The following is a 14,187-nucleotide window of genomic DNA, read 5'->3' as shown; positions in this document are numbered from 1 at the left end:
GGGTAAATCTAACTTCTGTGTATACCGTAGCCTTTCCAAGGGGGGATTCAAGGAGGGGGGGTAAATCAATCTCTGCATTTACTATGTCAATTGAAACTGAGCATAGCTTTTCATACAAGTTTAATTCCGTGTTTACTCTGAGAATACAGGCAATCGAGAAACTCGTATTATCCAGGGTGACCGTAGAAAAGCATGAAGGATAAAGTATTACTTTAGTTTACTATTACCGGGGTAAGAATAAATATGGCAAAAAAATCATCAAAAAACAACAGTGCAAAACCTTCCAAGAATAGCAGTACATCCACTCAGAACACTAGAACAAAATTTACTCTTTATAATTTTGCAGGCAAAGAAAAAGCTTACTACCTAGTAGATAAAGTTCACTTAGAAAGAAAGCCAGGTGATATTCCGGAAAAATCTGTAGCCCATAGCATCATTATCATCGATCGCTCTGGTTCGATGTATGGGGACATTCAGGCATTAAAAGACACTTTAATTAAACTTCTCACTCTTGACGAATACATAAACTTCCAGTTAGTTATCACTTTAATCTCTTACTCATCCAAAGGGGATGTCACTTGTCACTTCAAACGAATTCCTATTCAAGAAGTGATGAAACAAAATTCTCCGTACCTAGAAGCCATTCGCCAAATTCGCGCAACTTACGCAACGTGCATCTCCCAATCCATGGAGATGGCAAAATCAATGATACAAGAGGGAGAATTAACTGCTATCACTCTCCACAGCGATGGTTATGCTAATGATACTAGCCCCAGTGCAGAAGCAAAAGCCCTTGAGACTATTTGCCAAGAACTGAAAGGCAAAGATGTTTTTGTGAATACCATTGCTTATTCCTACTCTTCGGACTTTAAACTTCTTTCCAAGATTGCCAACATTGTCTCTGGTGTATGTATTAAAGCGGGTGATGTCAAAGAAGTTTATAACGCTATTTACAGCACTTCTAAATTGTTAGGGAGTTCAGTAGCACCAGCCATAGAAGAACCTTTAGCTGCTGATTACAGCTATCAAATTCTTTTCTCTCAAAGTGCTAAGAAAATTAACGGAACAACAGGAACTATAAAAATCTGTGGATTAAAAGCAGATGATGAAGCCATCATTTACAAATACAAGCAAATCACCAAAGAGGCTTACGAGCAATTAGATGTTCCTGTGGCTCAAAATGATGAGTCGGTGTATGCTTTTGCAAAAGCCAACTTGGCGGAAGGAAATTTGAATACTGCTAAGTATGCGATCGCAAGTACTTTTGATGCTACTTTAACGGAAAGACACGCTAAAGCTTTAACAAACGAACAAGTGGCAGATTTTGCCCAAGATATTGACATTGCATTGTTCTATCCCAATGTCTTGAAAGAGCACGAAATTCTAGATAGAGTGAAAGTTAACGAGAAAACTTCCTTGTTAGAACTCATCAAACTTTTGGAAGAACATCGCAGCAGTATCATTATTAACTTCAAACACTTGCAGGAAAATTATCAAAGAAAAGGAATCAAAAGAGTTAAAGGTTCCAGAGATGCAGATGGTAACCTTGTCAAGCCTTGGTTAACAACCGAGTACATAGATAAAACTGACTATATTGGTATGGGATCGTTTGAGATCAACCACAACACCGCCACAGTCAATATGCTTGTCACTCGTAAAGTCAGGCTGGTTAAAGCAGAAGACAAAACTCCCATTATTGAAGTTGCAGGATTGTTAGTAAATGACCTAGCAGCCTTTAATAATTATACTATCGTCAGCGATGGCGACCTCAACGTGAAATCATTGCGCGTGAAAATCAGCAGCAAGAAAGCTTTTGAAGCTTTAAAAGAACAAGGAGTGCTAGAAAAAGATAATTCTCCTGTTAAAGAATTTGATTTCCATGATGAGTATACTATTAAACTGGATAATTTACCTTTAGTACCTTTTGAGGGATATTACAGCAGTATCGATGGTTTATTCAACCAATTAGCTGAAATCAAAGTTCTTTCCAGTATCATTTCTGCTCACTTGAAAGAAGAGTCAGATATCTTTTTGCCAGAACAGTTAGAAGAGTTGAAAAAGCATTATCTTTCAAAGAGCCTTTACATTAATTTTCCTACCACCAACGAATACACAGACATCAATGAAGCTCTAGCGACTGGTACGATTGACTCTAGAGTCAGCTATAAAATCGATATTGGTAGCAAAGAGATTCTCAACCTCAGCAAATTGCATTCTGCAAACAAGTTCCTTGACAGGATGTATCAGGTTTATGACAAAGAAACTGGAGAGATTTTGCAAAAGCCTACCTTTGAACTCGCTTTCAATGAAAATACCGCTTACAACCACAAGCAACTGTCATCCCGTACAAAAATCACAAAAGTGGATGAGTTCATGAAACCCATTTTCGATAATTTCTTGGGATTAGAGCAAAATGGCGTAGTGACAGCTATCCTTGCAAGAGTTGGTGCTGATAGTTTGGTGCGAGTCTTGCAAGATAAGTGGGATGGGAAACCAGTTGGTAAAGAGGAGATGGTTACAGCTTTAACAGCAGCCGATAAAAAATTAGAAGCGTATGTAGAAAGAATTTACCGCGACAAAATTTGTCCTCTAGTATTCTACATTGGTTCTACAGGGCTGTTACCAGACGAAATGCAACCCATAGCATCGACTGCTGATGAACTAGCTGCAAAATATCCAAACTTGCAGTTTTCCAAGGATGAGCAAGAAGGGACGTTTTTTGAGGTAGGTGAAAGCATTCTCAGTGTATACGCGAAGACTGAGTACTATACCAAGAAAGTTGCTGTTGGTGTAGAAGAATAGGATGAATGATAAAGAATGAAAAAATTTACTTTTCATTCTTTATCCAAAAATGAATACAAGCCAAAATACAGTCTCCCTTAAGTAACTAATATTAAATTATTTGTTAAGGCGATCGCTGCAATCTGTAAATCGTAAGGACCAATCGGAGTCCCTTTAGCAGTCAACTCAGCACGAATTCTGCTATAGATTTTAGCAGCAGCATCATCAAAAGGTATGGAAACAAAATTATTTAGAAAAGCTTCTTGTATAGCTAGAGTGCGTGTAGACTTGTTGCTTTTCATTGCACCATAAAATAACTCAGCTTTCACAACTGAACACACAGCAATATCTTGCGGTGAAAGAAATTGTAATCGTCTATGTATACTGGACATAGGTCGATTTCAGTAGACAATACAAACATTAGTATCTAGCAAATATATCACTCTAGTGGCTCCCGTTCTTCATATTCACCTTGGGGATATCTGATAAGAGGATCGTCTTGCAGCGCACCAGCAGTTTGCTCAAAAAAATCAGGTGGCCAGCCTAATTCTTCTGGTGTTTTTTGCTGAGGCGAAGATTCTAGTGGTTGATAAATTACCATGACTTCTACTTCTTTGTCCGCCATACCTACTGGAATATCAAGATGTAAGACTCCGTCAGAACCGACGAGCGATCGCACTTTGATACTTTGCATAGCTGTTACTCCTTGAAATATTGATGCATTCAGTATATTAAAATTAACGATTCCACGTCTGATGTTGGCAGTTTGCTTTCGTCTTTAACACACACTTTAGAACTAACCTCTGGTGCGATAGCGAAGCTAGCGGTACCCATCCGAATCGCGATTGTCACGTGAGCCGCTTCTCATAGCACAGGTTGAGTGGATCATCGGTGTAGGGACCGAATGGGGGAATGAGGTAAAAGCCCAACCGCTCGCAATACTACGTAGGTTTTGCTAAAAACACAAATTCAAGGTAGGTTGGGTTGAGGAACGAAACCCAACATTTGCCAGCATTTGTTGGGTTTCGCTTACGCTCTACCCAACCTACAATTTCTCTCAGCCCTTGCAGTATTGCAACCGCTCGTAAAGCCCAATTGCTGGGATCTTGCAGAGCCTCAAAATTAATTTGGCAGACTAGTAGTGACAATTTATAACAATGAACAGAAAATTGTTATGCCGCTCGACTAATTAAATTGATATAAATTATGAAGAAAACCCTTGCTTTACTTTCTTTGAGTCTGGGTATTGCCCTGATTAACCCACTCTGGTCAGTTATTGCTCAAGTCCCTACTATACCTCCATTACCAATTCCTAACAACTCAACAGAACCGCTACCTCCACCACTTGAAGCAGTAGATGTGGGAACGTGCAAATCTCCATCGCGTTGCTTGGGTTGGGATGAGCAAATTTGGGGCGGAAAGGGTAAACAGGGTGATAAACAGGCGTTACTTGCTTCCATCGATAACAGCTTGCGTTATTTACAAACCGATAAGGCAGTTTTAGCTTATCAAAATTATCCCATTCCAGAAATTACGCTCGATCGTGTCCGTCGTAGCTTGATACGTTTCCGCCAATTAGTGGTTAACTCCAAATCACCTGCACAATTACAAGCTGCTGTCCGTCGGGAATTTGTTTTTTATAAGTCAATTGGCAGTGATGGTAAAGGGACTGTTAAATTTACTGCCTACTACGAACCAGTTTATACTGCCAGTCGTACCCAAACATCAGTTTATAAGTATCCTCTTTACCAACTCCCACCAAATTTTGACCAATGGGCAAAACCCCACCCCAAGCGTATCGATTTAGAGGGGAAAAATGGTTTGCTGGGAGAGAAAAGCCCGTTGCGCGGTTTGGAAATGTTTTGGTTTCGCAATCGACTGGATGCATACCTGATTCATATTCAAGGTTCTGCCCAACTCAAACTGACTGATGGCACTACAACCTCTGTTGGTTTTGCAGGTGGTACAGATTACCCTTGGACAAGTATTGGAAAAGAACTGATTAAAAATGGTAAGCTAAAGCGTGAAAACGCTACTATGCCCGGTATTATCTCATATTTTAACCGCCATCCTCAAGATTTAAATGAATATTTACCTTTGTGGGAACGCTTTGTTTTCTTTAAAGAAACCAATGGTGAGTCTGCTTCCGGTAGTATAGGTGTACCTGTAACGGCAGAGCGTAGCATTGCTACAGATAAATCTCTCATGCCTCCTGGAGCACTAGCACTGATTTATGGCTCGTTCCCCTATCCAAAAAAAGGTGGTGGGTTGGAATCGCGTCAAGTCAATCGCTTTGTACTTGACCAAGATACAGGTAGCGCTATCAAAAGTCCGGGACGTGTCGATTACTTTATGGGGACAGGTTCTTTAGCTGGTTCTCGGGCTGGGATCACGGGTAGTACTGGGAATCTGTACTACTTGCTTTTAAAGGAATCAATACGATGAACCACTAGGGGCGCAATGCGTTGCGCCCCTACAAGTGTGAAATGACCGTTATTCTTTTCAACACATGATGTTCAATTTGTACAGTGTGCAAGCCCTAATTTTATCCTCGATATTTCATACTTTCTCTTTTAGTAGACCTCTACTTTTTTACGTAAATTTGCTGAACAACCGCAAAGATATCAAATAATCAAGTTTTAAATTAACGCAATTCTTACTAAAATGTGACATCCTTCTTACCGAAAATATTCGGTATTTTAGCTAATTGTCAGGAAAAGAAAACTACAAGAAAGTAGTTATATATGATAAGTTTTGTTTCATGGCACCAATTTGGTGCCGAATTCTTATGAGAAATAACGGATGTGACTATTTTTCTACCTCTGTTTGGGTGCCTACTCTCATTCATTAGAGCAAACTTGAACTCTCAAAAATTGCTTACCTAAAGCGAGGTGGTTATTCTGCATCAAATAACATTATTTTTGATACCCCCATTATCTATTGCCCAAAAGCATTGCTATTCCCAAAAACCTGAAGTATTCGTGCTTGAGTTAATTTCCAATGTTTTGGTTGTTTTAGCTACCTACTCTATTGCAGCAGGATTAATGTATTTTGTTTGCAAGCGAAAAGACTTGCCTGATACTCAAATCTTTTTGTTATTTGGAGTTTTACTTATTGCCTGTGGGATCGATCGCATAATAGACGTCTGGACGTTTTGGCACCGGCGGTACTGGCTGTCAGGTGGGATCGAAGCTTTAGCTGCGTGTGTTGCACTATGTGCAGCTATTCGATTGCTGGAAGTGATTTCTCAAGCACTTGCTGATGCTCCTTTTGGAAGTTGCCTAAAGAGCGACGATCGCAAACGATTGGAACAAGCATTGCAAGAGTCCGAAGCAAAACAAATAGCTTTGCGACAACAGGCAGAACGAGAACACCTTGTTTCGCAATTGACTCAACGCATTCGCCAGTCTTTAAGCATAGAGGAGGTTTTGAATACGGCTGTTGCAGAAGTCCGGCAATTGCTGCAAGCAGACCGAGCTTTAGTCTATCAGATTATGGCTGATGGTACGGGTACTGTTATTAGTGAAGCAGTTGCGACGAATATTCCAATGATTGCCGAACAACCATTGCCAGAAAAAATTTTTCCTCAAGAGAATTACCAGCTCTATTATGAAGGGCGTATCCGAATTATCGCGGATATTGAACAAGATGAAATAACTCCATGTCTTGCAGAAACACTCAGGCAGCTCGGTGTTAGGTCAAAAATTGTTATTCCTATTCTCGGACAGGATCGTCTTTGGGGTTTGTTAATCGCTCATCAATGTCAAGCGCCCCGATATTGGCAGCAGTGGGAGGCAGATTTACTCAGACAGATCTCAGGGCAGTTAGCGATCGCAATCCATCAAGCCGATCTTTATTGTCAGATACAAACAGATTTAGCAGAACGTCAACAAACAGAGTTCGCCCTCAGACGAGCATTGGAGCGGGAACAGCAGGCAATACATCGCGAGAGATTGATTGGCATTATTGCTCAAAACATCCGTCAGTTTTTGCATTTAGACTCAATCCTGACGACTACTGTAGAAGAAGTACGGCAGTTTCTTCAGGTTGACAGAGTTGTTATCTACCAATTTGACGCTGACTGGCACGGAACAGTGATAGCAGAATCAATATCCGATCCATCTTTTTCTATTCTCGGTCAAAACGTTCAAGATCCTTGCTTTCAAAAAACAATTTCCCATTCTTATTTTCAAGGACGCATTCATGCAGTGAATGATGTTTTAAAAGCCAATTTAGATCCATGTTACGTCAATTTACTAACGACATTGCAAGTCAGAGCCGTATTAGTTCTGCCCGTTGTCATTCATCAGAAACTTTGGGGATTATTAATTGCTCACCATTGTGCCATACCATATCATTGGCAACAAGCAACTTGGCATTTATTGCGGCAGTTAAGTACTCAATTAGCGATCGCAATTCAACAATCAGAACTCTACCAACAGTTGGAACAAGCCAATAGAGAACTAAAGCGTCTTGCAACGTTAGATGGGTTAACTCAAATTGCCAATCGCCGCAGCTTTGATGAATGTCTCGATCGCGAATGGCAACGTTCAAACCGAGAACAGTCTCCTTTAAGTTTGCTTCTTTGTGATATCGATTACTTCAAACTCTACAACGATTACTACGGTCACCAAGCAGGAGATAACTGTTTGCAACAATTTGCTCAAACGCTAAATGCAGTTGTGAAACGACCTACTGATTTAGTTGCTCGTTATGGAGGAGAAGAGTTTGCAATCCTTCTCCCCAATACCGATACAACAGGAGCACTAAAGATTGCAGAACAAATTCAACAAGCAGTTGCCCAACTTCAAATTCCTCACGTTCGCTCCGATGTCAGCCAGTGCATAACTGTCAGCATCGGTATTGGCTGCTTGAGTCCCACACAAGAATTATTACCCCAAGATTTGATTGCGATCGCAGACCAAGCTTTGTATGAAGCAAAAGCCAACGGGCGCAATCGGTACAAAGTTGGTTCGCATTCTCAAAACTTTGAGGAGTAGGGAATAGGGAGTAGGACAAGCAATTACGAAGCATGCTCTTCGTCCTCATACAGATATTGCAATCAGATTTACTAATTGGTTAACACGTCTGTTCGCATAAAAGTCTCATAATTTCTTAGCGCCTTTGCGTCTTTGCGTGAGTTTTCTTCAGGGTATATAAGCTGACATGAAATGCTTTTCCAAAGCTTTGATCCACCTTGACAGACCTAGAATGCCCACTCTACTCCTTTTTCAAGTACGGGAGGCGGAGCCTCCACCGAAGGCATTCCCAGGCGGAGCCTGGGAACGAGAGTGACGAACGGGGGGAACGAGAGTAAAGGAGGTGAGAGGTTTACTTATTGCCAAACAAACACTTTAGCTTCATAGGGTCCTAAGTCAGTCATAATACCATCATCGCCTGCTTCGATATCGTAGTTGCTAGTCCATTCGTGCCATGTACCACCATTTGGGAAGTTGGGGACATGATACCCGCCAAGGAAGTTTTCTGAGAAATTGGCGACGACGACAACACGAGAACCTTCGTCATTCCATCGACTGTATGCTAAAATTTTTGCCTCTGGATTTTCGTGAATGAAGTCAATATGTTCCGTGTAAAGAGCATGATTGTGTTTCCGCAGGTTAATTAAACCTTTGTAATATTCAAATAAGCCACGATTCAAGTCATTGCCTAGCAATTTCCAATCAATTTTGGATGATTCTTGTGTTTTTGGCTTGTATTCCCCAAACTCTTGACCCATCCAAAGCATGGGTACTCCTACAGCTGTCATCAGGAGAACTGCACCTAACTTCAATCGTTTAAAAGCTTCTTCGTCAAAAATGTTGCGCTTTCCTAGTTCTACCAGGAGGCGATCGTGGTCGTGGTTTGCCAAGTAATTCACAACATTTGTACTCCCCATGAATTCTTGGCGCTTGCAGTCAATGACATCTTTAAGTTGTTCTAAATCAAAGGTATCACCGCAAAGGTGTGCGACAACAGTATGGAGGAAACTATCATGCCAACACCCATCCATTGGTCCGTCTACATTGGTGATACTGGGAGTTTCAGGAATGTGTTCGGCAATATTATAAAAAGGCTTCATGCTAGCCGTTTTTTTAGTTTCCTGCACAATCCAGTGCATGAAGTCATAGTTAGCAATTTGCCGCGCTGCATCATAACGAATACCGTCTAGATGATATTCACTAATCCAAAAACGAACTGTATCCCCAATAAATTTTCGCGCAGGATAAGTCTCTAAATTTTCATCATAGTGTTCGTAATTAAATTCGGGACCCCAGTTATTATCGGGATCGCGAGGTGAATGATGATACCAATAATCGTGGTCGATTTGTGTGAGGGGACAAGATGCTTCTGAATGGTTATAAATACCATCCATAATGACACGAATGCCTCTAGCATGGCACTCATCAATGAGATTTTTTAACTCTGCTGTTGAACCGTAACTTGACTCTGTAGCAAAGAAGTAACGAGGATTATAACCCCAACTATAACTGCCTGGATATTCTTTAACTGGCATTAACTCAATAGCATTAATTCCCAGTTCGCATAGATAATCTAACTTTTCAACAACATGCTTGTATTTGCCACGTGCATAAGGATCGTCCTCACCACCAGAAAAGTCACCAACGTGCAACTCATAAATCACCAATTCATGGTCTGCAGGTAAAGGTTTATCGTCATGTTGCCAAACATAAGTATCAATAATACGTTCACCATCTTTGATTTGTATAATACCATTGTCATGTCCGCCCAATTCATCAATGTTAGTGGCGTAAGGGTCTGTCACATCTACCCATTGGTCGGGTTCAAAAAACCAAGATTTAGATTGAACGCGAAATTTATATTGATAAGTACCGTCTTCTAATTCAACTGTTGTGCGGAAATAACCATCATCACCCTTTTGCATTGGGATTGGTTCCCAATTAGAAAAAGAACCAATGACAGCAGCGCCTTCATTATAGGGTGCAAATAAGTTGAATTCTATTGGTTTTGCCATAGGAAATTGTGAAATTGAAATGAATTTTCCAGAGAAAAGTAAACATTCCTAACACCATTGCTAATGACTAAATAATGAGTGATACCAATGATTATTTAGTCACTGATAATCTAGAAAATGTGTTTCTTAGAATGTTTGAACTATCAATATTGTCTGGTTATCATATGAATTCGCCAATATTCCCCTAGAAATAATTAAAAAATTTATACCTCTATCTAGAGGATGGAGAAGCAAGAGTTTTCTTATGTTGAAAGACATAATTTAATGGCTATGCACGTGGTAAAACTAGAGTTTTTGAAGAAGCTAGCTAACCATCATGAACAGTACTGTAGTACTGTAGGTAGGGCTAAAGCCCATAAGCGCCCTGTCAAGGTGACTCATAAAATTTTGATTAAGGCGGTAATTTCTCATCTTTCCTCCTCTGCATTCTCAGTGCCTCTGCGGTTAAAAAGTCATTTCTTTAACCGCAGAGGACGCAGAGTACACAGAGGTAAGAGGAGAGAGGGCGATTAACCATAAATCTTTGCGTAAGATACGGTTAATTTGTCTGCTGCATAAAACTTAATAACCAGTTTGCTGCTGTTGCCCTGCGAGTTTGACGAGGACCAAACTCTCCAATTTTGTAACCTTTAAAGCCCAACTTTTCCTTCAAGAGTTGTTTGTTCTCTGGTGGAATGGAACGAGTTAGTTTGACTGTTGCAGGGCGACTTTCAATAAAATGTGGTGGTTCGGGATATTCATCTCGCCATTCAGATGCAACTTGTGTGTTGTCCCACTGTTCGGTTGAGGAGTCATAACGATAGCCCAAGGAGTGCCAGACTAACTGATTGACTGTAGCGTCATCAATTTCTTCGTTGAGAATTGCCCAAATAGTTTCTGTCGTCAGAGATGGCAAATTAGACATAGACACCTAAATAATTCAAAATTGCGATAATAAACACAGTAGGATGAAATTATCAAACCCTAACCAGTTAATGCAGAATACCACACCGCAGTCAAAGCAAGTTCGCGCCCACGTATTCATTTCTGGGAGAGTTCAAGGGGTTGGCTATCGCTATGCCACCGTGGAAACTGCTACCCAACTCAGATTAACAGGTTGGGTGCGGAATCTCCCCGATGGGCGTGTAGAAGCAGTTTTTGAAGGAAGTCAGGAGGTTGTAGATGAGATAATTCGTTGGTGTTATGAAGGTCCACCTGCTGCTATGGTAAAAGATATACATATAGAATACGAGCAACCCGAAGGGCTGCAAGGATTTCAAGTAAGGCGCTAGAAAAACTTTTTTACTCGTTCATATCTTTATATGTGGCTAGCGCAGAAGGTGACAACCGACTGAGATAGCGGAAGATCCAGTACTTAAATATGGTATCTAAAATTACGGGAAAAGTGGCAATAAATAAAGATATTAAGCTTTGATTGGCTGGAAGACCAAGATGTTCCGCAACACCATCTAGAATCACCTCCCATCCATGGGGTGAGTGAAAACCTACAAATGTATCCGTAAATAAGATAATTAAAAAAGCTTTAGCACTATCACTTAAACCATAAATGATATTATCTAAAAAAGCTTTTACCACGATAATTTCTTTCTGACTTGTCACAATTACTAAGGCAAAAGCTATCAGTGCTAATAGATCGGCAAAAATGTTGCTAATAGCACTGTTACTTTTTGCTTGAAATTCCTCAACCAGTTCGTGAGCCTTCTCTTTTACTTGGTGCTCTATTGACTCCGGAGCAATTGGCGGCGCTTGAGAGATAAAATGTTGAAATTGAAGTTTTTTTTCAAAAGTCTTTAGTTCTTTGAAAGCTTCTTCTTCCATTTCAGTGTTAAGAAAAATTTTACTTGGGCTTTCACCTCTCACTCTGGCAACAATAGGTTCTATCAAAGGTTTAGAAAAATGCTGGGTTAACATTGGTATAATGACTAGCAGCAATAAAAATCTGACTGCCATTCTTGTTCTATTTTGAGACCTCCGAAAATTTCTCACAAATTTTTCTTCAGCTTCTGGAGAAAAATCTTCTTGAATTCTACTGAAAGTTCTACCAATGGTTCTAGGTAACAACCCTGATTTATTAAAAGCAGATTCAACCCTTATCTCAGACCCTTGAGATGAAGTAATTGGATTTTCAATGACATTACTAACTTGTAAATTTTGTGGTTTGAATACTATATTTTCATCACTAACTTGTTCTGGCTTTTCTTGCCGATAAGTATACTTGTCTAAAATTTCATCAATAAACTGTAACTTTTCTAAAAAGGTTGTGTTGGGAGTATTGAAAAACGAATTGCCTGTCTGAAATTCTGCCAATCTTAATTTGATAATAAGAAGATTTTTTTCTAATTGTACTTGCCAATAAGACATGGCAGTTTCAGAATAACTCGCTGATTCGGAAGATATTTTCTTTCCGGCAAAATGTTCTATCTCTATATTTCTTATGGTTTGAGCAGCCTGATAAGCTTCTGAAAGGGATCGCTCTGGTGTACCTATCAACCATTGGTAGATAGATTGCAGATATTCGTGAAGTCTTTCTTTCAAAACAACTATCTTTTTCTTCAAAAAATAATCTTTCATGGGAGTATTTATTGATTAGGTATGCATCTGACGTTTTTGAGTTAATTTACAGTCAAGAATAGCCGATGAGATATCGAGAACAAGCGGAACATATAAACTCTGATTTTTAAGGCGATCGCCCATCTCAAACAATTTTACATACTCCCCGCCACCTTTAACACCCTCACGATTGAATTGAGTAGGTGTTTTGTCATTTGTCATTTGTAATTCATCATTAGTCATTGGTAAGAGTTTTAGGCTTGACATTTGGGAACATAGTTTTGTTGATTTCCGCCTACCTACTTATGTTATCAGGGTGATTGAGCGTATTTCCCAATCCCCAGTCTCTTTTTGCACCCACTTGTTAAAAGAAGATAATTGGCTACATTGCAGACGGTGATATAAATCTAGCATTAGTATTGTGAGCGCGATACGCCTTAGGCGTTAAGCAAAGCTTATCGCTCTTTCCCTACCCTCAGAAAGTCAAAGATGACATCAGATTATGAAACTCAGCCTGTGCATGATTGTCAAAAACGAACAAACAACGCTTCCTAAATGTCTAAGTAGCGTTAAGAATCTTGTTGATGAAATGGTTGTGTTAGATACAGGTTCAACAGATAGCACACCACACATCGCTAAAAAATTCGGTGCTGAGGTACACCACTTTGAATGGTGCAATGACTTTAGTGCTGCTCGCAATGAGGCTTTAAAATATGTTACAGGTGATTGGGTTCTTGTACTGGATGCAGATGAAACTCTCACCCAAAAAATCGTACCGCAGTTAAAAGAAGCCATACAAAGGGAAGAATACCTGCTCATTAACCTGGTACGCCATGAAGTTGGTGCAGAACAATCTCCTTATTCTTTGGTTTCACGCCTATTTCGCAAGCACCCTGAAATTTCCTTTTCCCGTCCCTACCACGCTTTAGTAGATGATAGTGTATCTGCACTTCTCAATAAGGAACCGCATTGGCAAATTGGTTATTTGGAAGGAGTTGCAATTTTACACACAGGATATCAAAAAGATGCTATAGCCCGACAAAATAAATTTGCTAAAGCACAAGCAGCAATGGAGGAGTTTTTTGCCGCTCATCCTCACGATCCCTATGTTTGTAGTAAACTGGGCGCAGTTTATATCGAACAAGGCAAAGTCATACAAGGAGTAGAGTTACTTGCGCGAGGAGTTGCTTCTGCTGAAGATAATTACGATATTTTGTACGAACTTTATTATCATTTGGGTATTGCCTACAGTCGGTTGCAAAATACCAGACAGGCGATCGCTCACTATCAAGCTGCTATCAAATTACCTATTTATCCAATCCTAAAATTAGGAGCATACAACAATCTAGGTGCTCTGTTTAAAGCATCTGGAGATTTAAATGCTGCAAAAACAGCTTATGAAACAGCTTTAAAAATCGATCCCAGTTTTACAACAGGATATTATAACCTTGGCATGACCTTGAAAGCGATGAATTTGTTCAAAGACGCGATCGCAGCTTATAAAAAAGCCATTCAATTAAATCCTAAATACGCCGAAGCTTACCAAAACTTGGGAGTCGTGCTACTAAAACTTGGCTACGTAGAAGATAGTTTAACTGCTTTTAGATCTGCGATCGCACTTCACGAACAACACAATCCCGAAGAGGCACAACGACTGCGCCAAGGTTTGAAAGAGATGGGATTGATGGTTAATGGATAGTTGTTAGTTGTTAGTTGTTGGTTGTTGGTTGTTGGTTGGAAATTAACCAATAACCACTAACCAATAACCACTAACCACTAACCAATAACCACTAACCACTAACCACTAACCACCAACCACTAACCACTAACCACCAACCACCAACCATTAACAACTAACAACT

The 14,187-nt window shown here is 40.0% G+C and carries 11 protein-coding genes; 5 read left to right on the top strand and 6 right to left on the bottom strand.

What is annotated here, in order from left to right; genetic code table 11:
- Positions 1-243: 243 nt before the first annotated feature.
- The gene (locus tag F7734_RS56425; protein WP_155752896.1) at positions 244-2,802 is read left to right on the top strand and encodes a vWA domain-containing protein; all 2,559 of its coding nucleotides are present in this window, start codon (positions 244-246) and stop codon (positions 2,800-2,802) included.
- Between the two features lie 77 nt (positions 2,803-2,879).
- Here F7734_RS56425 and F7734_RS56420 read toward each other — a convergent pair whose 3' ends face one another.
- Complete coding sequence (locus F7734_RS56420; protein WP_155752895.1) at positions 2,880-3,173, bottom strand: type II toxin-antitoxin system VapC family toxin; 294 nt, start codon at positions 3,171-3,173, stop codon at positions 2,880-2,882.
- Between the two features lie 47 nt (positions 3,174-3,220).
- Positions 3,221-3,475, bottom strand: a complete 255-nt coding sequence (locus tag F7734_RS56415; protein WP_155752894.1) for a hypothetical protein — start codon at positions 3,473-3,475, stop codon at positions 3,221-3,223.
- 512 nt (positions 3,476-3,987) lie between these two features.
- Between F7734_RS56415 and F7734_RS56410 the strand changes: the two genes are divergently transcribed.
- Positions 3,988-5,226, top strand: coding sequence for a murein transglycosylase A (locus tag F7734_RS56410; protein WP_155752893.1), 1,239 nt, complete (start codon positions 3,988-3,990; stop codon positions 5,224-5,226).
- A 476-nt stretch (positions 5,227-5,702) separates the two neighbouring features.
- On the top strand, positions 5,703-7,781 hold the full coding sequence (locus tag F7734_RS56405; RefSeq protein WP_155752892.1) for a sensor domain-containing diguanylate cyclase: 2,079 nt from the start codon (positions 5,703-5,705) through the stop codon (positions 7,779-7,781).
- 335 nt (positions 7,782-8,116) lie between these two features.
- On the opposite strand, the gene F7734_RS56400 is transcribed toward F7734_RS56405, so the two are convergent.
- Both F7734_RS56400 and F7734_RS56395 read right to left on the bottom strand, forming a co-directional pair.
- The gene (locus F7734_RS56400) at positions 8,117-9,775 is read right to left on the bottom strand and encodes an alpha-amylase family glycosyl hydrolase (protein ID WP_155752891.1); all 1,659 of its coding nucleotides are present in this window, start codon (positions 9,773-9,775) and stop codon (positions 8,117-8,119) included.
- A gap of 538 nt (positions 9,776-10,313) precedes the next feature.
- Positions 10,314-10,679, bottom strand: coding sequence for a DUF1823 family protein (locus F7734_RS56395; protein WP_155752890.1), 366 nt, complete (start codon positions 10,677-10,679; stop codon positions 10,314-10,316).
- A 70-nt stretch (positions 10,680-10,749) separates the two neighbouring features.
- Here F7734_RS56395 and F7734_RS56390 point away from each other — a divergent pair, with 70 nt between their 5' ends.
- A complete protein-coding gene (locus F7734_RS56390; protein WP_155752898.1) occupies positions 10,750-11,046 on the top strand; it encodes an acylphosphatase in 297 nt (98 codons plus the stop codon).
- Positions 11,047-11,056: 10 nt separating this feature from the next.
- Here F7734_RS56390 and F7734_RS56385 read toward each other — a convergent pair whose 3' ends face one another.
- Both F7734_RS56385 and F7734_RS56380 read right to left on the bottom strand, forming a co-directional pair.
- The gene (locus F7734_RS56385) at positions 11,057-12,346 is read right to left on the bottom strand and encodes a proton extrusion protein PcxA (RefSeq protein WP_155752889.1); all 1,290 of its coding nucleotides are present in this window, start codon (positions 12,344-12,346) and stop codon (positions 11,057-11,059) included.
- 15 nt (positions 12,347-12,361) lie between these two features.
- Positions 12,362-12,547 carry a hypothetical protein gene (locus F7734_RS56380; protein WP_155752888.1) on the bottom strand — a complete coding sequence of 62 codons (186 nt, stop codon included), beginning with the start codon at positions 12,545-12,547 and terminating at the stop codon, positions 12,362-12,364.
- A gap of 280 nt (positions 12,548-12,827) precedes the next feature.
- Between F7734_RS56380 and F7734_RS56375 the strand changes: the two genes are divergently transcribed.
- The gene (locus F7734_RS56375; protein WP_279239894.1) at positions 12,828-14,024 is read left to right on the top strand and encodes a glycosyltransferase; all 1,197 of its coding nucleotides are present in this window, start codon (positions 12,828-12,830) and stop codon (positions 14,022-14,024) included.
- Positions 14,025-14,187: the final 163 nt, after the last annotated feature.

The sequence above is a fragment of the Scytonema sp. UIC 10036 genome (genome assembly GCF_009725235.1).
This window is presented reverse-complemented; position numbering and strand designations above follow the sequence as displayed.

Coding starts and splice junctions, on each gene's coding strand:
- F7734_RS56410 (WP_155752893.1), top strand. CDS start 3,988: ATGAAGAAAACCCTTGCTTTACTTTCTTTGAGTCTGGGTATTGCCCTG.
- F7734_RS56425 (WP_155752896.1), top strand. CDS start 244: ATGGCAAAAAAATCATCAAAAAACAACAGTGCAAAACCTTCCAAGAAT.
- F7734_RS56390 (WP_155752898.1), top strand. CDS start 10,750: ATGCAGAATACCACACCGCAGTCAAAGCAAGTTCGCGCCCACGTATTC.
- F7734_RS56400 (WP_155752891.1), bottom strand. CDS start 9,775: ATGGCAAAACCAATAGAATTCAACTTATTTGCACCCTATAATGAAGGC.
- F7734_RS56375 (WP_279239894.1), top strand. CDS start 12,828: ATGAAACTCAGCCTGTGCATGATTGTCAAAAACGAACAAACAACGCTT.
- F7734_RS56415 (WP_155752894.1), bottom strand. CDS start 3,475: ATGCAAAGTATCAAAGTGCGATCGCTCGTCGGTTCTGACGGAGTCTTA.
- F7734_RS56385 (WP_155752889.1), bottom strand. CDS start 12,346: ATGAAAGATTATTTTTTGAAGAAAAAGATAGTTGTTTTGAAAGAAAGA.
- F7734_RS56395 (WP_155752890.1), bottom strand. CDS start 10,679: ATGTCTAATTTGCCATCTCTGACGACAGAAACTATTTGGGCAATTCTC.
- F7734_RS56420 (WP_155752895.1), bottom strand. CDS start 3,173: ATGTCCAGTATACATAGACGATTACAATTTCTTTCACCGCAAGATATT.
- F7734_RS56380 (WP_155752888.1), bottom strand. CDS start 12,547: ATGACAAATGACAAAACACCTACTCAATTCAATCGTGAGGGTGTTAAA.